We start from the raw sequence: 21,294 nt of genomic DNA on the forward strand, positions 1-21,294 counted from the left end.
CCGGGCCAGCTTAGCGGGGTCCCCGGGCGGTGCCGGGGAGGCGGCCGGTCAGTGCGCGCCCAGGCCGGTGAGCGAACGGACCTCCAGTTCGGCGTACTTCGCCGGGTCGGCCTTCTCCCGGGACAGGTAGGTGCCGACCACGCCGGCCAGGAAGCCGACCGGGATGGAGACCAGGCCGGGGTTCTCCAGCGGGAACCAGGAGAAGTCGCTGTGCGGGAAGAGCGAGGTCTTCGGGTTGCCGGAGACCACCGGGGAGAAGATCACCAGGGTGACGGCGGTGACCAGGCCCGCGTAGGTGGAGGCGACCGCGCCGGTGGTGTTGAAGCGCTTCCAGAACAGCGAGTAGAGCAGGGTGGGCAGGTTGGCGGAGGCGGCGACCGCGAAGGCGAGCGCGACCAGCGCGGCGGCGTTCAGCTTGTCCGCGAAGATCGACAGCGCGATGGCGACGGCGCCGATGGCGACGGCGGCGAGCTTGGCGCTGGCCACCTCCTCCTTCTCGGTGGCCTTGCCGCGGCGGATCACGTTGGCCCACAGGTCGTGCGCGAAGGAGGACGAGGAGGCCAGGGTCAGCCCGGCGACCACGGCGAGGATGGTGGCGAAGGCGACCGCGGAGATCACCGCGAGCAGCACCGCGCCGCCGGTGGTGCCGGCGCCGCCGCCGAGGTGCTCGGCGAGCAGCGGGGCGGCGGTGTTGCCGGACTTGTCGGCGGCCAGCGCCTTGCGGCCGACCAGGGCGGCGGCGCCGAAGCCGAGGGCGAGGGTCATCAGGTAGAAGACGCCGATGATGCCGATCGACCAGAGCACGGACTTCCGGGCGGTGCGCGCGGTGGGGACGGTGTAGAAGCGCACCAGGATGTGCGGCAGCGCGGCGGTGCCGAGCACCAGGGCGATGCCGAGGCTGAGGAAGTTGAGCTTGGTGGTGCCGGTGGCGCCGTACTTGAGGCCGGGTTGGAGGAACTTGTCGCCGCTGCCGCTGGCCTTGGCGGCGGCGCCGAGCAGTTCGGACAGGTTGAAGTGGAACTTGGCCAGCACCAGGAGGGTCATCAGTCCGGCGCCGGCGATCAGCAGCACGGCCTTGATGATCTGCACCCAGGTGGTGCCCTTCATGCCGCCGACGGTGACGTACAGCACCATCAGGGCGCCGACCGCGACGATGGTCCAGCGCTTGGCGGCGTCGCTCTCGGCGCCGAGCAGCAGCGAGACCAGCGAGCCGGCGCCGACCATCTGGGCCAGCAGGTAGAAGATCGACACGACGATGGTGGAGAGGCCGGCGGCGGTGCGCACGGGGCGCTGGCGCATCCGGAAGGCCAGCACGTCGGCCATGGTGTAGCGGCCGGAGTTGCGCAGCGGTTCGGCGACCAGCAGCAGCGCGACCAGCCAGGCGACCAGGAAGCCGATGGAGTACAGGAAGCCGTCGTAGCCGGAGAGCGCGATCGCGCCGGTGATGCCGAGGAAGGACGCGGCGGACATGTAGTCGCCGGAGATCGCCAGGCCGTTCTGGAAGCCGGTGAAGCTGCGGCCGCCGGCGTAGAAGTCGGAGGCGTCGCGGTTGTTGCGCCCGGCCCAGAGCGTGATGCCGAGGGTGGTGAGGACGAACACCCCGAACAGGGACATGATCAGGGTGCGGTGCTCGCCCGCCGAGCCGGCGGCCAGGTGCGTCATCATTCGGCGGCCTCCTCGGGCACGGCGGAGCGGTCGGCGGGCTGGGCGGGCAGCGCGGCCTCGGCGCGGCCGCGGATGACGGCGGCGCGCGGGTCGAGCCGGCGGTCGGCGAACCGGGCGTACCAGGCGGCGATGGCGAAGGTGCTGGCGAACTGGAGCAGTCCGAGCACCAGCGCGAGGTTGATGTTGCCGACGACCTTGGTGCTCATGAAGCCGGGGGCGTAGCAGCTGAGCAGGACGTACAGCAGGTACCAGAGGACGAATCCGGCCGTCACCGGGAATGCGAAGTTCCGGAAGGAGCTGCGCAGTTGGCGGAACTCGGCGGTCTCCTCGATACGTTGGAACGATTCGGGGACTGAATCGGGCGGGGGTGCCACGCGGGTCTCCTGACGTCTTCGGGTCTTCGGACGATCAGATGGACGTGAGGGACGTCACATTGAGTGCGCTGCATGCTAGATCGCGGACCGGGTGCCGAGAAGCTTCCCCACGCGACATGGCCGAAAACTGACCAGAACACGCCACCGGGGCGGCCGTTTTGCGGCCGCCCCGGTGTGATGATCTGTCAAATATGCCTGCTCGGCAGGTGATCAGCCGACCCTCAGAAGGCGATCCGGACCTTCAGCGCCGTCCGCTCGTCCATCGCCCGGTAGCCCTCCGGCACCCCGTCCAGGCCCACCGTCCGGTCGAACACCTTGCCCGGCTCGATCGCGCCGGAGAGCACGTCGGGCAGCAGTTCGGGGATGTACGCCCGGGCCGGGGCCACACCGCCGCGCAGCTGCACGTTGCGGTTGAACATCTGGCCGATGTCCACGCCCGCGCTGCCGCCGTGCGGCACGCCCACGTAGCCGACCGCGCCGCCGTCCCGGGCGATCGAGATCGCCGTCCGCATCGACTCCTCGGTGCCGACCGCCTCCAGCACGGCGTGCGCGCCCAGGCCGCCGGTCAGCTCGCGGACCGCCTCGACCGCGGCCTCGCCGCGCTCGGCGACCACGTCGGTCGCGCCGAAGGAGCGGGCGATCGCCGTCCGGCCCTCGTGCCGGCCGAGCGCGATGATCCGGCCCGCGCCGAGCCGGTGCGCGGCCAGCACGCCGCACAGGCCGACCGCGCCGTCGCCGACCACCGCGACCGTCGCGCCGGGCCGCACGCCCGCCGAGACCGCCGCGTGGTGGCCGGTCGCCATCACGTCGGAGAGCGCCAGCAGGCCGGGCAGCAGCTTCTCGTCCCCGGCCGCCTCCTTCGGCAGCTGCACCAGCGTGCCGTCCGCGAACGGCACCCGGACCGCCTCGCCCTGGCCGCCGTCCGAGCCCGGGGTGCCCCAGAACCCGCCGTGCGGGCAGGAGGTCTGCAGGCCCTCGCGGCAGAACTCGCAGACGCCGTCCGACCAGACGAACGGGGCCACCACCAGGTCGCCGGGCGCGAAGCCGCGCACCTCGGCGCCGACCTCCTCGACGAAGCCCAGGAACTCGTGCCCGATCCGCTGCCCGGCCTCCCGCTTCGCCACTCCCCGGTAGGCCCACAGGTCGCTGCCGCAGATGCAGGCGTTCAGCACCCGGACCACCGCGTCGGTGGGGCGCTCGATCCGCGGGTCGGGCACCTCCTCGATCCGGATGTCCTGGGGGCCGTGGATCACGGTGGCGCGCATGAGGGATGTCCTTCGGTGCAGAGGCGGGTGCAGGGTTTCGCACCCTCGTTCCACTGTAAGCACGGCCGCGCCCCGGGCATTCCGGCCGGAGCCGCCCGGCGCTCCCCGTAGAGTGGTGCGTTATGCACGCGTCCTTCGCCCCGTCGCCGTTCCCGGCCCGGCGCACCGGCCCCGACGGGTCCGGGGCCCGCGGCTTCGCCGTGGTCGACGTCGAGACCACCGGTCTCGGCCGCTCCGACCGGGTGATCTCGGCGGGCGTCTACCAGCTGGACGCGGACGGCGAGGTCACCGACCACTGGTACACCCTGGTCAACCCGGAGCGGGACCCGGGCCCGGTCTGGATCCACGGCCTGACCAGCGAGGTGCTGGAGGGCGCGCCGACCTTCCCGGAGATCGCCGCCGAGTTCGCCGAGCGGCTGCGCGGCCGGGTGATGGTGGCGCACAACGCCCTGTTCGACTGGAACATGATCTCCCGCGAGTTCTCCCGGGCCGGCCTGGCCGCCCCGGTCGAGCAGCGGCTGTGCACCATGGTGCTGGCCCGCGACCTGCGGCTGCCGCTGCCCAACGGCAAGCTCTCCTCGCTGGCCGCCCACTTCGGCGTCAGCCAGCGCCGGGCCCACCACGCGCTGGACGACGCCCGGGTGCTGGCCGAGGTGTTCCGGCCCTCGCTGCGGCTGGCCCGGGACGGCGGCGTCCCGCTGCCGCTGACCGCCTGCGTGGCCGTCACCGACCTCGGCGAGGGCACCGCCTCCGCCGCCCCGGCGGGCGGCCCGGCCCGCGGCTCCTGGAACAGCTCCTACCGGCCCGCCCGCAAGCGCCCGGCCTGCCCGTACCCGAACCCGGGCCGCTGGGCGGACGGCTCCCCGCTGGTGCAGGGCATGCGGGTGGCGATCAGCGGCGACACCGCCACCGAGCGCGAGCTGCTGGAGGACCGGGCCACCGAGGCCGGCCTGCACATCGCCTCCTCGGTGAGCCGGCTCACCAGCCTGCTGGTCACCAACGAGCCCGGCTCGTGGAGCGGCAAGGCCCGCAAGGCCCGCGAGTACGGCACCCCCGTGGTCGGCGAGGACGCCTTCCTGCAGCTGCTGCGGGAGGTCGCGCCGCACCCCGGTGCGTGACGCGGCGGTAAGGAGGATTAGCGTGCCGGGTGTGTACCGATTCCTGCTGTCCGCGCGCTGGGCGGGCGTCCTGCTGGTGGCCCTGGTGCTGATCCCCACCATGGTCCGGCTGGGCTTCTGGCAGTACCACCGGCACGAGGCCCGGGTCGCCCGCAACGACCTGGTGGCGCGCAACCTGGGCAGTCCGGCGGTCGCCTTCGACGGCCTCTCCTCTCCCGGCTGGTCCGTCCCCGGCGACCAGGTCTGGCGCACCGTCACCGCGCAGGGCCGCTACGACACCGCGCACGAGGTGGTGATCCGCGGCCGCACCGAGCCGGGCGGCTCCACCATCGGCTACTTCGTGGTCACCCCGCTGGTGCTGGCCGACGGCAAGGGGTCGGTGCTGGTCAACCGCGGCTGGGTGGAGTCCGGTTCGGACGCCGCCAGCCTGCCCGCCGTCCCCGCCCCGCCGGCCGGCGAGGTCACCGTCACCGGGCGGCTGCGCGCCGATGAGACCTACGCCTCGCTGGGCGTGAAGAACCGCGGCGGGCTGCCCGAGCGGATGTACAAGGTGATCAACAGCGCCGAGCAGGCGAAGTCCGCCGGCACCGAGGTGCTGGGCGGCTACCTGGAGCTGGCCTCCTCGCAGCCCGCCGCCGGCAACCCGCCGGAGCCGCTGGCCGAGCCCGGCCACTCCGACATCGGCCCGCACATGGCGTACGCCGTCCAGTGGTGGCTGTTCGCCGCGCTGGTCCCGGTCGGCGTGGTGGTGCTGGCCCGCCGCGAGGCCGGGCAGCGCGCCGCCGAGCGGGCCGCGGCCCCGGCCGCCGCCGGGGAGCCGGTCGCCGCCGCGGGCTGAGCGCCGCCCACCGGACGGGCGCTCACGGAACGGCCGGCGCTTCGATCGGCTGCTCGGCCCAGATGGTCTTGCCGGAGCGGGTGTAGCGGCTCCCCCAGCGCTCGGTGAGCTGCGCGACCAGGTAGAGGCCGCGGCCGCCCTCGTCGGTGAGCCGGGCCCGGCGCATCCGCGGCTGGGTGGCGCTCGGGTCGGAGACCTCGCAGGTCAGCACCGAGGAGCGGATCAGCCGGACCTGCACCGGCCCGCCCGCGTACCGGATCGCGTTGGTGACCAGCTCGCTCAGCACCAGCTCGGTGGTGAACACCAGCTCGCCGAGCCCCCACTCCTCCAGCTGCCGGGTGGCGGCCTCGCGCACCCCGGCGACCGCCGCCGGGTCGGCGTCGATGCTCCAGGCAGCGGTGGCCTCCGGCGGCACCGGGTGCAGCCGGGCCAGCAGCAGCGTCACGTCGTCGCCCTGCCCGGCGGTGGACATCTCCGCGACGATGGCCCGCCCGGCGGCGGCCAGGTCGCCGCCGAGCCCGGTCTCGCCGAGCCGGACGGCCAGCTGCGCCATCCCCTCGTCCAGGTCGCGGTTGACGCCCTCGATCAGGCCGTCGGTGTAGAGCGCCAGCACGCTCCCGGCCGGCGGCACGCACTCGACGGTCTCGAACGGCAGCCCGCCGACGCCGAGCGGCGGCCCCGGGTTGACCGGCAGGTACTCGACCCGCCCGTCCGGGTGCACCAGCGCGGGCGGCGGGTGCCCGGCGCTGGCGGCCTGGCAGATCCCGGACACCGGGTCGTAGACGGCGTACACGCAGGTCGCCCCGGACGGGTCGGCGACACCGCGCTCGCGCTCCTCCTCACTGCCCTCGACCACCAGCTGGGAGACCAGGTCGTCCAGGTGCACCAGCAGCTCGTCCGGTTCCAGGTCGAGGTCGGCCAGGGTCCGCACGGCGGTGCGCAGCCGCCCCATGGTGGCGCTGGCCTGCAGGCCGTGGCCGACCACGTCGCCGGCCACCAGGGCGACCCGGGCCGAGGAGAGCGGGATGACGTCGAACCAGTCGCCGCCGACGCCGGTCGCGGTGTCGGTGGGCCGGTAGACGCTGGCGGTGGTGGCGGCGGGCACCACGGTCTCGGCGGGCGGCAGCAGCGAGCGCTGCAGGCCGACGGCGGCCCGGTGCTCGCGGGTGTAGCGGCGGGCGTTGTCGACGGCGAGCGCGGCCCGGGCGGCGATCTCCCGCAGCACCTCCAGGTCCTCGCGGGCGTACGGGCCCTCGGCGGGCGGGCGGTGCACGGTGATCCGGCCGAGCGGGCCGCCCCGGGTGTTCAGCGGGGCGCTCATGGTGGGCGGGTCGGCGGTGGCGGCGGCGGGGCGGCCGAGCTCGGCCCGGCCGATCGGGCCGAGCGGGCGGTCGTCGGGGCCGGGCGGCCCGGCGGTGGCGGTGCGGCGGACGGCGAGCGCGCCGTCCGCGCCGGGCAGCGGCTCGTCGCCGGTGAAGACGGCCTCGGCGATGTCCACCTCGGCGCGCCGGCCGAGGCCGGGCACCAGCACGCCGGCCAGGTCCTCGGCGGTGCCGACCACGGAGAGCGAGGCGCCGACGGCGGCGGTGGCCCGGTGCAGCACGTCGGCCCGCTGCCGGTAGCGGTGCAGCTCGGTGACGTCGCCGAACAGCGCGGTCACGCCGATCAGCGAGCCGTCGGGGGCCTGCAGCCGGAACGCCTGGACCTCCATCACCACCCCGGGGCCGGGGTCGTCCAGGGTGCGGATCGGCAGCTCGGCCCGGACCAGCGGCTCCCCGGTGTCGATCACGTGCCGCAGGATCGCCTCGGCCGCCTCGGCGTCCCCGGGCTGCAGGAAGTCGCGCAGCCGGTGCCCGGCCAGGTCCTCCGGCAGGCCGGTGTAGGGCAGCAGGTGGGTGTTGGTGCGCAGCAGCCGCAGGTCGGAGTCGAAGACGGCGAGGCCGAGCCGGTCCTGGAGGAACAGTTCGCGGGTGAACGCCTCGTCCTGCCGCCGCCGGGCGACGGCGGCGGCGGAGGTGGCCAGCACCAGGGCGCGGACCTCGCCGTGCTCCCCGGCCAGCGGCAGCACCTGGTAGGAGACCTCGACCGGGGGGCCGTCGCCGCTGCGCAGCCGGACCTCGCCGGCCCGCTTGCCGAGCGCGTCGGCGTCGGCCTCGCCGTCGGCCAGCAGTTCGCGGGCGGGGCGGCCGGTGACCTGGGCCGCGTCCAGGGCGAGCAGCTGCTCGGCGGCGGCGGTCCAGCCCACCACGCGGCCCGTGCCGTCGACCAGGGCGGCCGCGACACCGTCGATGTACGGCAACCGCCGACTGTCCATGCGCTGCACCTCGGGTGGGTGGTCCGGTCCCCCCATCTTCGACCGGTTCCGGGCCGCGCGCCATCGACGCCCGGACCGCCGCCCGGCGGGCCACCCGGTCGGCCCGCACCCATTGACGCCCGGCAATGGTCTAGTCCAGATTGACGGTGCACCGTCCGGAACCCGCTCTTTCCCCCACCTCGGAGCGCATCTTCATGACGCATCGCACCCCGCATCGCCTCCCGCGCCGCCTCCCCCGCGGCCTGGCCGCCGCCACCGCCCTCGGCCTGGGCTCCGCCGCCCTCGCCCTGCTGCCCGCCCCGGCCGGGGCGGCCACCGAACTGCTCGCCAACGGTGGCTTCGAGACCGGCGCGCTCGCCCCCTGGGCCTGCGCCGGCACCGCCGCCACCACGACCGCCGCCCCGCACTCCGGGGGCTCCGCGCTGACCGCCTCGCCCGGCCAGGCCGACCTGGCCCCCTGCGCGCAGACCGTCGCCGTCCGGCCGAACACCGACTACACCCTGACCGCCTGGGTGAAGGGCTCCTACGTCACCCTCGCCGCCACCGGCACCGGCGTGTCCAGCTCCACCTGGACCAACGCCGCCGGCTGGACCCGGCTCACCCGCGCCTTCACCACCGGCCCCGCCACCGAGCAGCTCACCGTCACGCTGAGCGGCTGGTACGGCAGCGCCTACCAGGCCGACGACGTCTCGCTGACCGCGAGCGGCACCGCCCCGTCCGGCCCGCCACCCAGCCCGTCCGCCTCGCCGACGCCGACCGCGACCCCGACCGGGACCCCGACGCAGTCACCGACGCCGACGCAGACACCGACCCCGTCGCCGACGCCGAGCACCGGCGGGAGCACCGTCAAGGTCTCCACCGCCAAGGAGCTGCAGGCCGCGCTGAGCGCCGCGGTGCCGGGCCGGACCATCCAGCTCGCCGACGGGACGTACACCGGCAACTTCAAGATCACCGCGGCGGGCACGGCCGCCGCTCCGATCACCCTGACCGGCTCGCCGAACGCCGTCCTGACCACCGCCACCGGGGGCGGCTACGGCCTCTCGCTGGCCGGCGCCCCGTACTGGACCGTCCGGGGCATCACCGTCACCAACGCGCAGAAGGGCATCATGGTCGACGCCTCCGACCACGTGGTGCTGGACGGGGTGACGGTCCACCACACCACCATGGAGGGCGTGCACTTCCGCAACTCCTCCAGCTACGGGGTGCTGCGGAACTCCACCGTGCACGACACCGGGACGGCGCACGACGGCAAGGGCGAGGGCGTGTACGTCGGCACCGCCAACACGCTCACCGACCGGAGCGACCACGTGCAGATCGTCGGCAACACCATCGGGCCGAACATCGGCGGCGAGAACGTCGACCTGAAGGAGGGCACCACCGGCGGGCTGGTGTCCGGCAACCGCTTCGACGGCAGCGGGCTGACGAACGTCAACTACGACGACTCCTGGGTCGACGTGAAGGGCAACGGCTACGTCATCGAGAACAACACCGGCACCCGCACCATGAACGACGGCTACCAGACCCACAGCCAGGCGCCCGGCTGGGGCTGCGGCACCGTGTTCCGCGGCAACCGCTCCGACCTGACGAACGCCACCGGCGGCAACGCCGCCAAGTACGCGATCGACGTCACCAACTACTCCGCCGACTGCCCGGTCACCGTCACCGCCGACAACACCGTGACCGGCGGCACCGCGCTCACCAACCCCGGCGTGCCGGTGGGCTGACCCTCCGTCGGGTCCCCGGGCCGACCGGCGAGAATGGTCGGCATGGATCTCGGACTCAAGGACAGGGTGTACGTGGTGACCGGGGCGACCCGGGGCCTCGGTCACGCCACCGCGCGGCAGCTGGTCGCCGAGGGCGCCAAGGTGGTCGTCACCGGCCGGACGGCGGAGTCGGCCGGGGCGGCCGCCCGCGCGCTCGGCCCGGACGCGCACGGGGTGGCCGCCGACAACGCCGACCCGGCCACCCCGCAGCGGCTGGTCGACGCGGCGCGCGAACGCTTCGGCGGCTTCGACGGCATCCTGATCAGCGTCGGCGGCCCCGCGGCCGGGCCGGTCGCCACCACCCCGGACGAGGCCTGGCGGGACGCCTTCGACTCGGTCTTCCTGGGGGCGCTGCGGCTGGCCCGGACCGCCGCCGGGGAGCTCGGCCCGGGCGGGGTGATCGGTTTCGTGCTCTCCACCTCGGTCCGCCAGCCGATCCCGGGCCTGGGCGTCTCCAACGGCCTGCGGCCCGGCCTGGCGATGGCCGCCAAGACCCTCGCCGACGAGCTGGGCCCGCGCGGCGTCCGGGTCCTGGGCCTGCTGCCCGGCCGGATCGACACCGACCGGGTCCGCGAGCTGGACGGCCTGAACCCGGACCCGGCCGCCGCCCGCGCGGCCGCCGCGGCCGGCATCCCGCTGCGCCGCTACGGCACCCCCGAGGAGTTCGGCCGCACCGCCGCCTTCCTGCTCTCCCCCGCCGCCTCCTACCTGACCGGCCTGATGGTCCCGGTCGACGGCGGCGCGACCCGCGTCCTGTAGAAGCTGTCGGGGCGTCAGCGCACCCGCGGGCCCCGGGACTTCGCCCGCGCCGCCCGCTCCTTGCGGGGCCGGGACATCCGCAGCCGGAGCTGGGCGGGGAGCGCGGGCAGGCCCAGCGAGCGGCGGGCGTGCTCGACCGGGCCGTCCCGGTAGGCCGTGACCAGGGCGGCGGTGTCCGCGCCGGGGGCGAGCCGCAGGACGGCCCGCACCTCGGGGCGGCGGGCGGCGCCGGTGACCCGGACGGTCACCCGGTCGACGTCCGGCAGGGCCACCGTCTCGGCCTCGATCGCCTCCTCGACGGCCCGGCTGCGCACGTGCAGCGCGAAGTGCGGCTCGCCGGGCGCGGCGGGCGAGGGCAGGTCGACCCCGGCCGGGCCGCCGCGCCGCAGCTGGGCGAAGAGCCACCACAGGCAGCCGAGCACCACCAGCGCGGGCAGCGCGATCGCCACCGGCCACCACCAGGAGCGCGCCGACCACTTCGCCCGGCTCGCGGCGCTCAGCACCGGCTGGTCGGGCGAGGTGAGCGGCCACCAGTGCGGCGGGGTGACGCCGAGCCGCCCGTACGCGTCCAGGCCGCCGAGCAGGACCAGCGCCGCGCCGAGCAGCAGCCCGAGCCCGACGAGCGCCAGGATCGTCCGGTTGACGGTGCGTCGGCTCATCGGGGCGGCTCCAACTCGGCGAGTTCGCGGCGGTGGTGACGCTCTTTCCGGTCCCGGCTGCGGACGTCCAGCCGGTACGGGACGGCCAGCGGGACGCGGGCGAGTTCGGCCCGCAGGTCGCGCTCCGCACCCGCCGGGTCGGCGGTGCCGGTGAGGGTGACCCGGGCCCGCCGCCGGCCGACCTTCACCTGCCAGGAGTGCACGTCGGCGCGCCGCCGGGCCCGGTCGGCGATCAGTGCGCCGAGCGCGGCGCGGTGGATCGCGGAGCCCGCCGGCTCCAGCGGCAGCCAGCCGCGCAGGCCGGGGGCGAGGGCCAGCCACAGCAGCAGCAGGCCGAGCGCGGCCGCGCCGCCCGCGAAGCCCAGCACCCACGGGTCGTCCAGGTGGCGGGTGGCCAGCTCGCGGGCCAGGTCCTGCCGCCACGGCCGGGCCCGCCCACCGGCCCGGACGGCGACCAGGTCGTACAGCAGCGTCCCGGCCCCGACCAGCGCGGCGGCGACCACCAGCGCGGTCGGCACCGACCGGGCCGAGCGCAGCCGGCGGCCGGCCCCGCGCGGGTACGGCCGCGGCTGCGGCGTTGCCGGTGCGGCGGGTTCCGGGCCGGTCACCGGGCGGCCGCCGGGTGCAGGCGGTCCACCACGACGTCGGCGGCGGCCACGGGGGTGCCGGTGAGCTCGGTGACCCGGGCGCAGGCGGCCTCCCGGGCGGCGCGGGCCCAGTGCGCGACGTCCGAGGGGAAGGGGAGTTCCAGGTGCAGGGTGAGCCGGACCCGGCCGTGCGTGATCAGGGCCGCGACCTTCGGCCGCGGCGGCCGGTCGGGGCGGTCCTGCCAGGCCGGGGCGAGGGCGTCGGCGGCCGCGCGGGCGGCGATCCGGCGGTGCACGCGGTCGGCGACGTGGTCCTCGCCGCGGCGCTGGGCGGGCGGGCCGGCGGCCGCCCCGGGGTGCGCCATCAGCGCCGCCGGTCCCGGCCGCGCAGCAGCTCGCCGAGGTCGCCGAGCTCGATGTCCCCCTCGACCAGCCGGCCCACCACGAAGCCCACCGCTCCGAGCACCGCGACCAGCAGGAACGCCGCGAACCCCCCGAAGTAGCCGGCGAAGCCGAGGGCCATGCCGACGAGCAGGCCCACCAACGCCAGATTCATTCCAGCTCCTTCGCGGTTCGTGCCGAGTCAGTGCTGCCCGGACGGTCGGTTCGTGGCGCTCACTGCACGCGCGGACGCTTGCCGGAGGACTCCTGCTCCTCTTCCTCCGCGTCGTCCGGGTCGTCGGGCAGGTGGACGTCGTTGACGGCGATGTTCACCTCGACCACCTCCAGGCCGGTCATCCGCTCGACCGCCCCGATGATGCTGGAGCGGACCTCGCCCGCGAGCCGCGGGATGATCACGCCGTACTCCACCACCAGCGCGATGTCGATGGCGGCCTGCTTCTCGCCGACCTCGGCCTTGATCCCGCGCCCGACGCTCGACTTGGAGCCGGGAACCCGGTCCCGCACCGCGCCGAACGTCCGGGAGAAGCCCGAGCCCAGGGCGTGGATGCCGGACACTTCGCGGGCGGCCATGCCCGCGATCTTCTCGACCACCCCTACGGCGAGCGCGGTGCGGCCGCGCTCGCCGTCGTTCTGCTGCTGGTCCGTGCCGCTCTTCTGCAGGTCGGCGGGCGTGGGGGTGTGGGGCTGCGCCATTTCGGATCTCCTGACGTTCGAGTCCAGCTATACCGCAAATCACCCCAACCCTGACATCGCGCCACACCTGACGCACCGCCAGGAACCCGTACGGGTGGGCCGGTCGGCGGTACGCCGGGAGCGGCCCCGCCCCGGGTCAGCGGCCGGCCAGGTCCCGGATCCGGCGGGCCTGGGCCTCGCGCTCGGCGGCCCGCTGGGCCTCGAAGTCGCGCCCGGCCGCGCCGCGCAGCAGCGCCTTGGTCTCGGTGACGGCGGCCCGCGGGGCGGCCAGCAGCGCGGCGGCCAGGTCGTTCGCGGCGGCGTCCAGGTCCTCCGCCGGGACGGCCAGGTTGGCCAGGCCGATCGCCACCGCCTCGTCCGCGCCGACCCGGCGGCCGGTCGCGCAGATCTCCAGCGCCCGGGCGTAGCCGACCAGTTCGGTGAGCGGCTTGGTGCCGGCCAGGTCGGGGACCAGGCCGAGCGAGGTCTCCTTCATGGCGAACTGGACGTCCTCGGCGACCACCCGCAGGTCGCAGGCGAGGGCGAGCTGGAAGCCGGCGCCGACCGCGTGGCCCTGGACGGCGGCGATCGTCACCAGGTCGTTGCGGCGCCACCAGGTGAAGGCCTCCTGGTAGGAGGCGATCGCGGCGTCGAGGTCGGCGTCGGTGGCGGCGGCGAGCTGGAGGAAGCCGGTCTCGCCGGGGATGCCCTCGGGGGTGAACATGGCGCGGTCCAGGCCGGCCGAGAAGGAGGAGCCCTCGGCCCGCAGCACGGCGACCCGGACGGTGCCGGGCAGCGCGCGGCCGACGGCGGCCAGCGCACGCCACATGGCGGGGGTCTGGGCGTTGCGGCGCTTCGGGTCGCAGAGCGTGACGACGGCGCGCTCGCCGTCCAGGTCGAGGCGGACCCCGGCCTGCTCCCACGCGGTGCGGTCGGCGTCGGGGATGCGGTCGGTCATGGCGGGGGTACCTCCAGCGGCAGGGCGGGGACGCCCGCCGACCCCGACGGGCTACTGGAGAGTAACAAAGCGCCCGATCCACGTACAGGAACGGCGGCCCGCACCGCCGCGACAGGGCCCGGGAACGGCGGACGGCGGCCCGGGAGAACCCGGCCGCCGATCCGTGTGGAGCATGGTGCGCGACGTACGGTGCGCCGACCCGCCGTGGGCGGCCGGTGCGGGCCGACCGCCGCCCGTCGGAATTGACGGACCGTCAGGACTCGCTCGCGGCAGCGCCCTTGCCCTTGCCGCGGGTGGCGCCGCCGCGACCCCGGAGGTTGACCCCGGACTCGCTGAGCATGCGGTGCACGAAGCCGTAGGACCGGCCCGTGGCCTCCGCGAGGGCGCGGATGCTCTCGCCCGAGTCGTACTTCTTCTTGAGATCGGCCGCGAGCTTCTCACGCGCGGCACCTGTTACCCGGCTGCCCTTTTTCAGAGTCTCGGCCACCCGTGCCTCCTCGTAGAGGTGATCGGTAAGGAATCCCATGATCACCCATTGCCCGGTTCCTGGCCACCCATTCGACAAGGTCGGTCGCGGGAAACCGGGCACACGTGGTGGTGTTCGCTGCGCACCAGGGCGCTCACGGAGGGTGCACGCGCCCCCCGGGCCGCTCGCTCCGGCGAGCGAATCCGCTGATCAGCGCGGACCGTCAGCGGGCAAACCGCACCCCTCGACTCGGAAAACGGAGCGGCCCGTCCCGGTGTTCCCGGAATCGGCGCCGCACCGGTTCTTCTCGTACCGGTGCAGTAGTCGCCGTCCACTCTGCGGTCCCGCCGGTTCAGGCGAGCGACACCAGGTCGTGGTAGGCGGGGCTCCACAGGTCCTCGACGCCGTCCGGCAGCAGGATGATCCGCTCCGGCTGGAGCGCCTCCACCGCGCCCTCGTCGTGGGTGACCAGGACGACCGCGCCGGTGAAGGTGCGCAGCGCGCCGAGGATCTCCTCGCGGCTGGCCGGGTCGAGGTTGTTGGTGGGCTCGTCGAGCAGCAGCACGTTGGCACTGGAGACCACCAGCGAGGCCAGCGCGAGCCGGGTCTTCTCGCCGCCGGAGAGCACGCCGGCCGGCTTGTCCACGTCGTCGCCGGAGAACAGGAAGGAGCCGAGGATCTTGCGGATCTGCACCAGGTCGGTGTCCGGCGCGGCGGAGCGCATGTTCTCCAGCACGCTGCGCTCGGGGTCGAGCGTCTCGTGCTCCTGCGCGTAGTAGCCGATCTTCAGGCCGTGGCCCGGGATCACCTCGCCGGTGTCCGGCTTCTCCACGCCCGCGAGCATCCGCAGCAGGGTGGTCTTGCCCGCGCCGTTCAGGCCGAGGATGACGACCCGGGAGCCGCGGTCGATCGCCAGGCCGACGTCGGTGAAGATCTCCAGCGAGCCGTAGGACTTCGACAGGCCCTCGGCCGTCAGCGGGGTCTTGCCGCACGGGGCCGGGTCGGGGAAGCGCAGCTTGGCGACCTTGTCGGAGACCCGGACCTGCTCCAGGCCGGAGAGCAGCTTCTCGGCGCGGCGGGCCATGTTCTGCGCGGCGACCGTCTTGGTGGCCTTGGCGCGCATCTTGTCGGCCTGCGAGTTCAGCGTCGCGGCCTTCTTCTCGGCGTTGGCGCGCTCGCGCTTGCGGCGCTTCTCGTCGTCCTCGCGCTGCTGCTGGTACTGCTTCCAGCCCATGTTGTAGATGTCGATCGCGGCGCGGTTGGCGTCCAGGTAGAAGACCTTGTTGACGACCGTCTCGACCAGGTCGACGTCGTGCGAGATGACGATGAAGCCGCCCTTGTAGGTCTTCAGGAAGTCCCGCAGCCAGGCGATCGAGTCCGCGTCGAGGTGGTTGGTGGGCTCGTCGAGCAGCAGGATGTCGGCGTCCGAGAACAGGATCCGGGCCAGCTCGACCCGGCGGCGCTGGCCGCCGGAGAGGGTGTGCAGCTCCTGGCCCAGGATGCGGTCCGGCAGGCCGAGCGCGGCGGCGATGGTGGCGGCCTCGGCCTCGGCGGCGTAGCCGCCCTTGGTGAGGAACTCGGTCTCCAGCCGGGCGTACTTCTTCATCGCGTTGTCGCGGGTGGCGCCCTTGCCGTTGGCCATCCGCTCCTCGTTCTCGCGCATCTTCTTCAGCACGGTGTCGAGGCCGCGGGCGGAGAGGATGCGGTCCCGGGCGAGCACGTCGAGGTCGCCGGTGCGCGGGTCCTGCGGGAGGTAGCCGACCTGGCCGGAGGAGGTGACCGTGCCGCCCGCCGGGAGGCCCTCGCCGGCCAGCACCTTCGTCAGCGTGGTCTTGCCCGCGCCGTTGCGGCCGACCAGGCCGATCCGGTCACCGGGGGCGATCCGGAAGCTGGCGGACTCGATCAGGACGCGGGCACCGGCACGGAGCTCCAGGGCGTTCGCGGAAATCATGGCGTGGGGTCACTCCTTGACGTGGGGATGGCACTCAGCCATGACCCCCCAAGTCTACGGGAGGGCGCGAACCGGTTTCCTGGACCGCCCGGCCCCGCCGCCGACCGTCACTTCTCGCAGGTCGCGGAGGTCACGGCGAACGGGACGGCGGACGCGCCGCAGGCGGTCTCCCGGGCGCCGAGCGCGGTGTCGTAGACCCAGCCGCCGATCACCGGGCCGTCCTCGATCCGGACCCGGTGCCCGTCCAGCGGGCGCATCACCACGTCGGGGCCGGTGTTGAGGAAGTTGCCGCGGTCGGTCAGCGAGAACACCATGACGCCGCCCGGCAGTTGGCGGGTGGCGCCGGGCGTCGGCGTGCAGACCCGGGGCACCAGCGAGGCGTCGTCGGTCTGCGCGGCGCGCTCCGGGTCGAAGACGCAGCCCGCCGGGGGGCGGGAGTTGAAGCGCAGGTCGCCGTCGCGCTCGCGGAAGCCCATCAGCAGGCCCGGGATGACCACCGTCACGAAGGCGTCGTTCACCCGGTCCGCGGACGGGTGCAGGGCCTTCGCGGCGCGCTGCGCCATCACCGCGCGGCGCTGCTCCTCGGTGCGGGCGTCCGCGCCGGGCTCGCCGGCCGCGTTCAGCCAGTCGGTCAGGCCGGGGACGCCGCGGTGCCAGCGCACCGAGCGGTCGGCGGTGTTGACCGCGGTGACCATGCCGTCGTCCCAGACCACCACCGCGTCGTCGCCGACCGGGGTCAGGTGCAGCGCGGTCGCGCCCTCCCGGCGGTAGGACCACAGCAGCTCGCCGGTGGCGGCGGAGTACGCCTCCATGCCGGGGCCGACCCGCAGCTCCAGCCCGCCCGAGGAGGCCGACTGCGCGCCCACCGGGCTGACGTCGGAGGCCCCGGGCAGCACCTGGTCGCCGAACGGCTCGGGCCGGTTGGCGTGCGCGGCGGCACCGGCCGCGAGGACCAGCAGGACGGCGGCGGCGGGCAGGACCGATCGGGGCGAGAGACTTCGCAGCGGGTTGAAGGACACGGCCGGAGCGTACCCTCCGGGCCTGTCCGGGGCGGGTCGATTACCGCCCGGCGGCGCGGATTGTGTCGCTGGTCACGGCCTTTACCCCGCTCTCACGCCACCCGTTGCGACCTGCGCCGAAGCGGACCCCCGGCATGGCTTCCGGACGCTAGGGTACGAGCGCGGACGGCCGACCGACTGTTACAGAGGTGAGACGGAATGCAGTTTGACGACGACGCCGAGCTGGACACCTCCCAGGTGCAGGACCGCCGGGGCATCCCGGGCGGCGGCCTGACCATCGGCGGCGGCGTGATCGGCGTCCTCGGCCTGATCGCCGCCCTGCTGTTCGGGGTCGACCCGGGCCTGTTCGGGGCCGCCGACACCGGCGCCGCGCCGCCGGTCGGCCAGGCCACCAGCTCGGCCCAGCTCGCCTCGGCCTGCAAGACCGGCAAGGACGCCAACCAGCGGCAGGACTGCCGCATCCTCGCCGTGGTCAACAGCGTGCAGACCTACTGGGAGGGCGACTTCAAGGCCCGCGGCCGGCAGTACTCCCCCGCCGCCACCGTGCTGTTCACCGACCGGGTCGCCACCGCCTGCGGCACCGCCACCTCCGCGGTCGGCCCGTTCTACTGCCCCGGCGACCGCAAGGCCTACTTCGACCTGGGCTTCTTCAACGACATGACCCGGCAGCTCGGCGCCAAGGGCGGCCCGTTCGCCGAGGCGTACGTGGTGGCCCACGAGTACGGGCACCACGTGCAGAACCTGCTCGGCACCATGGGCAAGGTCGGCAACGACCGGCAGGGCGCGGACAGCGCCTCGGTCAAGCTGGAGCTGCAGGCCGACTGCTACGCCGGGGTGTGGACCCACCACGCCACCACCACCCCGCAGCCCTCCACCGGCCGGCCGCTGATCACCAGCCTGACCGACCAGGACATCGCGCTCGCCCTGGACGCCGCCGAGTCGGTCGGCGACGACCGCATCCAGCAGCGGGCCACCGGCCGCAGCAACCCGGAGACCTGGACGCACGGCTCCTCGGCGCAGCGCACCCAGTGGTTCACCACCGGGTACCGGACCGGCGACATGACGAAGTGCAACACCTTCGGCTGAGCCGTCGGGGGGACTGACCCGTTGGGGTGACATGGGGCATTTCTGACGGTCTGTCAGGCTACGCTCCAAGGGCCGGTGTTGTCCCTGGACCTGTTCGGAGAGCCCATGCGCCTCGGCCGTCTGACCCTGGCCGCCGCCGCTCTGCTGCTGGTGACGACCGCGAGCGTGCCCTCGGGCACGCCGCTCAGCCAGACCGAGCGGCACGCGGCCCTGCTCTCGGAGGCGATCCAGCCCCGCGGCGCGGCGCCCCGCCCGGTGGTGCAGCGGGCCGTGCACGAAGTCCCGTTCGGGGCGTTCGTCGGCTCCTGGGACACCTACATCCCGAACGTGGCCCGGATGGCGTCCTGGCTGAACAACGCCAACATGCAGGTCGGGCACACCTACCTGGCGGGCAACAGCTGGCAGGACGTCGAGGGCGAGACCGCGGTGCTCGGGCTGTGGTCGCAGTGGCGGCAGTCCGACCAGACCCGGCGGCTGGTGCTGGGCGTGCCGATGCTGGTCCCCAACGAGGGCAACGTGCCGGACGACGAGGTCGCCCGGCTGCTGGCCCGCGGCAACCAGGGCGAGTTCGACCAGCACTTCCTGCGACTGGGCCGGAAGCTGGTGGCGATGGGCGGCGCCGACACCGTGCTCACCCTGGGCTGGGAGATGAACGGCGTCACCTACACCTCGCGCTGCAAGCCCGACCCGGCCGCCTGGAAGGCGTACTGGCGGCGGATCGTCGGCGTGCTGCGCTCGGTGCCGGGCCAGCACTTCTCGTTCGACTTCACCCCCACCCGCGGGCTGGACGCGATCCCGTGGACGCGCTGCTACCCCGGCGACGACGTGGTCGACATCATCGGCATGGACAGCTACGACCAGCCGGCCGGCGCCACCTTCGACGAGTACGTCTCCGAGCCGTACGGGCTGCAGGACCAGGTCGAGTTCGCCGCCAAGCGCGGCAAGCCGGTGTCGTACCCGGAGTGGGGGCTGTTCCGCAACGGCGACAACCCGGAGTTCGTCCGCCGGATGGTGGAGTGGATGCGGACCCACGACACCGCCTACCAGACGCTCACCGACTACTGCCCGCACGGCTTCTGGCAGTGCCGGGACAATCCGAGGTCGGCGGCGGTGTACAAGCAGCTGATGTCGGGCTCCTCCGGCGCGGTCGGGCCGCTGAAGGCCTCCCCGCAGACCGCGCCGGAGGCGGTGCCGCAGGCCGCACCGGAGTCGCCCGCGCCGGCTTCCCCCGCGCCCTCCCCTTCGGCCTCGCCGTCCGCCTCGCCGTCCGCCTCGCCCTCGCCCTCGCCCTCAGCGGAGGCGGCGGCGCGCTAGCGCCTCCTTGAGCCCCGGCATCCGGGTGCGCAGCAGGTGCACGGCGGCGGCGCGGGCCCGGACCCGCAGGGCCCGGGCGGCCGCCCACGGGGCCAGGCGGCCCGGGCCGAGCACCAGCCGCTGGTTGGCCAGCCGGTCCGGCCGCCAGCGCTGCTTGTAGGGCTCCTGGCCGCGCAGCAGGCTGAGCTGCGGGATGCCCGCCGCGCGCACCTCGTCCAGGGCGGCGCCGAACAGCATCCCGGCGATGTCGAGCCGCTCCCGCAGCGCGGGGTGCGCCCCGTACAGGTAGAGGCCGCCGAACGGGGCGCAGAGGATCACCAGGTTCACCGCGACCACCTCGCCGTCCAGCTCGAAGCGGTGTATCGCGGCCCGGCGGGTGGCCACCAGCGCGGTCGTGGAGTCGGTCAGGTGCCGGGCGAAGCGCTCGGTGCGGTGCTCCGGGGTGACCCCGCGGTCCTGCCACTGCAGGAAGTGCAGCCGCAGCAACTCCTGCACCGTGTACGGGACTTCGTCGACGGTGGCGGAGTGCACCACCACCCCGGACTCGGCGATCCGGCGGAGCTTGACCCGGCTGCGCTGGGCGGTCTTGCCGGGCAGCCGCTTCAGCAGCTCGTCCATCGGCAGGGCCGGCAGGTACTGGCAGAGCGAGTCGGCGAACCGGTGCCGGCGGCCCCGCCAGTGCGCCCAGACCCGCTGCACGGCGGCCTCCGGGTGCACCTCGCGCAGCTCCAGGCTGTGCCAGGGGCGGCGCAGCGGGAGCGCGGCGGCGAGTTCGGCGGCGGCCCGGTCGGCGCAGCCGTCGTCGAGCAGCACGTCGGTGAAGTCGACCAGGCCGGCGCCGAGGTTGGTCAGGCCGCCGAACGGGCCGCGGCGGCGCAGCGCGGCGGCGGCGACCAGCCGGCCGTCCCGGCGGACCAGCACCAGGACCAGGGCGCCGGGCCGGCCGTACTGCCGCCACCAGGAGGCCAGCCAGGGCGCGGCCTGGAAGGCGGTGGCGGTGGCGCAGCGCCGGTGCAGGTCGTCCCACTCGGCGGTGACCCGCTCCAGGGCGTCGTCGGCGCGCAGCACCTCGGCCGTCCAGTGCTCGCGGTCGGCGACCGAGCGGGCGGGCTGCTCGGGCACCCGGGGGCCGGTGCCGAGCCGCTGACGGAGTCTCACCTGGCACCCCCCGAACCGGCCTTCGCGGGAGCGGACTTGGCGGGGGTGGGCTTGGCGGGGGTGGCCGTCTTCGGGGCGGGGGTGGCGGCCTTCGGGGGCGGGGTGGCGGCCTTCGGGGTGGCGGTGCCGGTCGGCGCGGTCGCGGCGGCGGGGACGGTGGCGGTCGCCGCGGCGGGGACGGTGGCGGTGGCGGTCGCCGCGGCGGGCGCGGGCGCGGGGGCGGGGGCGGGGGCGGCGGCGGGCACGGTGGCGGCGGGGACGGCGGGGACGGCGGCCGGGGTCGCGGCGGCGGGGACGGTCGGGGTCGGCGCGGGGGTCTCGGCCGGGGCGGCCCCGGCGGGCTGCTCCTTGCGGCGGGTGAGCATCACCAGGGCGCCGACCAGCACGCCGGCCGCCGCGCCGACCGCGGTGTCCAGGGCGGCGGACGGCGAGGCGGGGGCGTCCGGTTCGGCGGCCGCGGCGAGCGGGACCAGCTTGACGCCGGTCTCCTTGCTGCTGGTGTTGCCGAACGCGATCAGCGAGCGGGCCACCGCGTCGGCGTTGCGGACCGCCTCCTGGGCGCGGGCGCCGGTGCCGGTGATCTCGATCATCGGGGCGTCCGGGGAGGTGGTGCCGCGGACCAGCCCGGCCAGCGTGGTCACCGAGTGGCCGCTCGCGGCGGCGGCGCCGATCAGCACCTGCGGCTGCCCGGCGAGCCGGCCGTACGCCTGGGCGAAGTTGACGGCGGTGGAGTTCTCGCCCGGGATGTTCGGGACCACCACCACGTAGGAGCTGGCCGCGTACGAGGGGTGCGAGACGGCGGCGTAGCCGGCGCCGGCCGCCGCGCCGAGCGGTACGGCGACCGCCAGCGGCCACCAGCGGCGGGCCAGCGCGCGGGCACTGCGGCGGGGTTCGGGCATCGGTGTCTCCAGGAACGGTAGGGGGGT

At 74.9% G+C, this 21,294-nt stretch carries 21 protein-coding genes and 1 pseudogene; 7 read left to right on the plus strand and 15 right to left on the minus strand.

Annotation, left to right across the window (positions count from 1 at the left end; genetic code table 11):
• Positions 1-48: 48 nt before the first annotated feature.
• From ACIOHG_RS15145 to ACIOHG_RS15155, 3 genes are all read right to left on the minus strand, one after another.
• Positions 49-1,665, minus strand: a complete 1,617-nt coding sequence (locus tag ACIOHG_RS15145; protein ID WP_400950036.1) for a cation acetate symporter — start codon at positions 1,663-1,665, stop codon at positions 49-51.
• The gene (locus ACIOHG_RS15150) at positions 1,662-2,039 is read right to left on the minus strand and encodes a DUF485 domain-containing protein (protein ID WP_400950037.1); all 378 of its coding nucleotides are present in this window, start codon (positions 2,037-2,039) and stop codon (positions 1,662-1,664) included. The genes ACIOHG_RS15145 and ACIOHG_RS15150 overlap by 4 nt, the downstream gene beginning before the upstream one ends.
• Before the next feature lie 221 nt (positions 2,040-2,260).
• The gene (locus ACIOHG_RS15155; RefSeq protein WP_400950040.1) at positions 2,261-3,304 is read right to left on the minus strand and encodes a zinc-dependent alcohol dehydrogenase family protein; all 1,044 of its coding nucleotides are present in this window, start codon (positions 3,302-3,304) and stop codon (positions 2,261-2,263) included.
• Positions 3,305-3,426: 122 nt separating this feature from the next.
• On the opposite strand from ACIOHG_RS15155, the gene ACIOHG_RS15160 reads away from it, so the two are divergent.
• Entirely contained in the window at positions 3,427-4,422 is a 996-nt protein-coding gene (locus ACIOHG_RS15160; protein WP_400950042.1) for a DEDDh family exonuclease, read from the plus strand.
• A 31-nt stretch (positions 4,423-4,453) separates the two neighbouring features.
• Positions 4,454-5,260 (plus strand): SURF1 family protein, encoded by an 807-nt coding sequence (locus tag ACIOHG_RS15165; protein WP_400950044.1) that lies wholly within the window; start codon positions 4,454-4,456, stop codon positions 5,258-5,260.
• Between the two features lie 22 nt (positions 5,261-5,282).
• Here the strand turns inward: ACIOHG_RS15165 and ACIOHG_RS15170 are convergent, their stop codons facing one another.
• Positions 5,283-7,574 carry a SpoIIE family protein phosphatase gene (locus ACIOHG_RS15170; RefSeq protein WP_400950047.1) on the minus strand — a complete coding sequence of 764 codons (2,292 nt, stop codon included), beginning with the start codon at positions 7,572-7,574 and terminating at the stop codon, positions 5,283-5,285.
• Between the two features lie 194 nt (positions 7,575-7,768).
• Here ACIOHG_RS15170 and ACIOHG_RS15175 point away from each other — a divergent pair.
• The 3 genes and pseudogenes from ACIOHG_RS15175 to ACIOHG_RS15185 all read left to right on the plus strand — a co-directional run.
• Positions 7,769-8,218 (plus strand): annotated as a pseudogene (locus ACIOHG_RS15175) (carbohydrate binding domain-containing protein); the annotation flags it as partial.
• A gap of 48 nt (positions 8,219-8,266) precedes the next feature.
• Positions 8,267-9,298 carry a right-handed parallel beta-helix repeat-containing protein gene (locus ACIOHG_RS15180; RefSeq protein WP_400950591.1) on the plus strand — a complete coding sequence of 344 codons (1,032 nt, stop codon included), beginning with the start codon at positions 8,267-8,269 and terminating at the stop codon, positions 9,296-9,298.
• 42 nt (positions 9,299-9,340) lie between these two features.
• On the plus strand, positions 9,341-10,096 hold the full coding sequence (locus ACIOHG_RS15185) for an SDR family oxidoreductase (protein WP_400950049.1): 756 nt from the start codon (positions 9,341-9,343) through the stop codon (positions 10,094-10,096).
• 14 nt (positions 10,097-10,110) lie between these two features.
• Here the strand turns inward: ACIOHG_RS15185 and ACIOHG_RS15190 are convergent, their stop codons facing one another.
• The 9 genes from ACIOHG_RS15190 to ACIOHG_RS15230 all read right to left on the minus strand — a co-directional run bounded on the left by ACIOHG_RS15190 (position 10,111) and on the right by ACIOHG_RS15230 (position 16,810).
• Positions 10,111-10,755 carry an alkaline shock response membrane anchor protein AmaP gene (locus tag ACIOHG_RS15190; protein ID WP_400950052.1) on the minus strand — a complete coding sequence of 215 codons (645 nt, stop codon included), beginning with the start codon at positions 10,753-10,755 and terminating at the stop codon, positions 10,111-10,113.
• Positions 10,752-11,273 carry a DUF6286 domain-containing protein gene (locus tag ACIOHG_RS15195; protein WP_400950055.1) on the minus strand — a complete coding sequence of 174 codons (522 nt, stop codon included), beginning with the start codon at positions 11,271-11,273 and terminating at the stop codon, positions 10,752-10,754. Before ACIOHG_RS15195 ends, ACIOHG_RS15190 begins: the two co-directional genes overlap by 4 nt.
• Positions 11,274-11,359: 86 nt before the next feature.
• Complete coding sequence (locus tag ACIOHG_RS15200; RefSeq protein ID WP_400950058.1) at positions 11,360-11,707, minus strand: hypothetical protein; 348 nt, start codon at positions 11,705-11,707, stop codon at positions 11,360-11,362.
• Positions 11,707-11,898 carry a hypothetical protein gene (locus ACIOHG_RS15205; RefSeq protein ID WP_400715927.1) on the minus strand — a complete coding sequence of 64 codons (192 nt, stop codon included), beginning with the start codon at positions 11,896-11,898 and terminating at the stop codon, positions 11,707-11,709. Before ACIOHG_RS15205 ends, ACIOHG_RS15200 begins: the two co-directional genes overlap by 1 nt.
• Before the next feature lie 59 nt (positions 11,899-11,957).
• Entirely contained in the window at positions 11,958-12,437 is a 480-nt protein-coding gene (locus ACIOHG_RS15210; RefSeq protein ID WP_400950059.1) for an Asp23/Gls24 family envelope stress response protein, read from the minus strand.
• A gap of 136 nt (positions 12,438-12,573) precedes the next feature.
• A complete protein-coding gene (locus ACIOHG_RS15215; RefSeq protein WP_400950061.1) occupies positions 12,574-13,374 on the minus strand; it encodes an enoyl-CoA hydratase/isomerase family protein in 801 nt (266 codons plus the stop codon).
• Between the two features lie 253 nt (positions 13,375-13,627).
• The gene (locus ACIOHG_RS15220) at positions 13,628-13,861 is read right to left on the minus strand and encodes a helix-turn-helix domain-containing protein (RefSeq protein ID WP_400950064.1); all 234 of its coding nucleotides are present in this window, start codon (positions 13,859-13,861) and stop codon (positions 13,628-13,630) included.
• 331 nt (positions 13,862-14,192) lie between these two features.
• Positions 14,193-15,791 (minus strand): ABC-F family ATP-binding cassette domain-containing protein, encoded by a 1,599-nt coding sequence (locus ACIOHG_RS15225; protein WP_400950067.1) that lies wholly within the window; start codon positions 15,789-15,791, stop codon positions 14,193-14,195.
• A gap of 107 nt (positions 15,792-15,898) precedes the next feature.
• A complete protein-coding gene (locus ACIOHG_RS15230; RefSeq protein WP_400950070.1) occupies positions 15,899-16,810 on the minus strand; it encodes a hypothetical protein in 912 nt (303 codons plus the stop codon).
• A 198-nt stretch (positions 16,811-17,008) separates the two neighbouring features.
• Here ACIOHG_RS15230 and ACIOHG_RS15235 point away from each other — a divergent pair, with 198 nt between their 5' ends.
• Together ACIOHG_RS15235 and ACIOHG_RS15240 are read left to right on the plus strand one after the other, a co-directional pair.
• Positions 17,009-17,896, plus strand: a complete 888-nt coding sequence (locus ACIOHG_RS15235) for a neutral zinc metallopeptidase (protein WP_400950073.1) — start codon at positions 17,009-17,011, stop codon at positions 17,894-17,896.
• Positions 17,897-18,001: 105 nt separating this feature from the next.
• Entirely contained in the window at positions 18,002-19,210 is a 1,209-nt protein-coding gene (locus tag ACIOHG_RS15240; protein ID WP_400950076.1) for a glycoside hydrolase family 26 protein, read from the plus strand.
• Here the strand turns inward: ACIOHG_RS15240 and ACIOHG_RS15245 are convergent.
• Both ACIOHG_RS15245 and ACIOHG_RS15250 read right to left on the minus strand, forming a co-directional pair.
• The gene (locus ACIOHG_RS15245; RefSeq protein WP_400950078.1) at positions 19,187-20,368 is read right to left on the minus strand and encodes a GNAT family N-acetyltransferase; all 1,182 of its coding nucleotides are present in this window, start codon (positions 20,366-20,368) and stop codon (positions 19,187-19,189) included. The genes ACIOHG_RS15240 and ACIOHG_RS15245 overlap by 24 nt on opposite strands.
• Positions 20,365-21,267, minus strand: a complete 903-nt coding sequence (locus tag ACIOHG_RS15250; protein ID WP_400950080.1) for a hypothetical protein — start codon at positions 21,265-21,267, stop codon at positions 20,365-20,367. Before ACIOHG_RS15250 ends, ACIOHG_RS15245 begins: the two co-directional genes overlap by 4 nt.
• Positions 21,268-21,294 lie beyond the last annotated feature (27 nt).

The sequence above is a fragment of the Kitasatospora sp. NPDC088134 genome (assembly GCF_044741705.1).
GTDB lineage: Bacteria > Actinomycetota > Actinomycetes > Streptomycetales > Streptomycetaceae > Kitasatospora.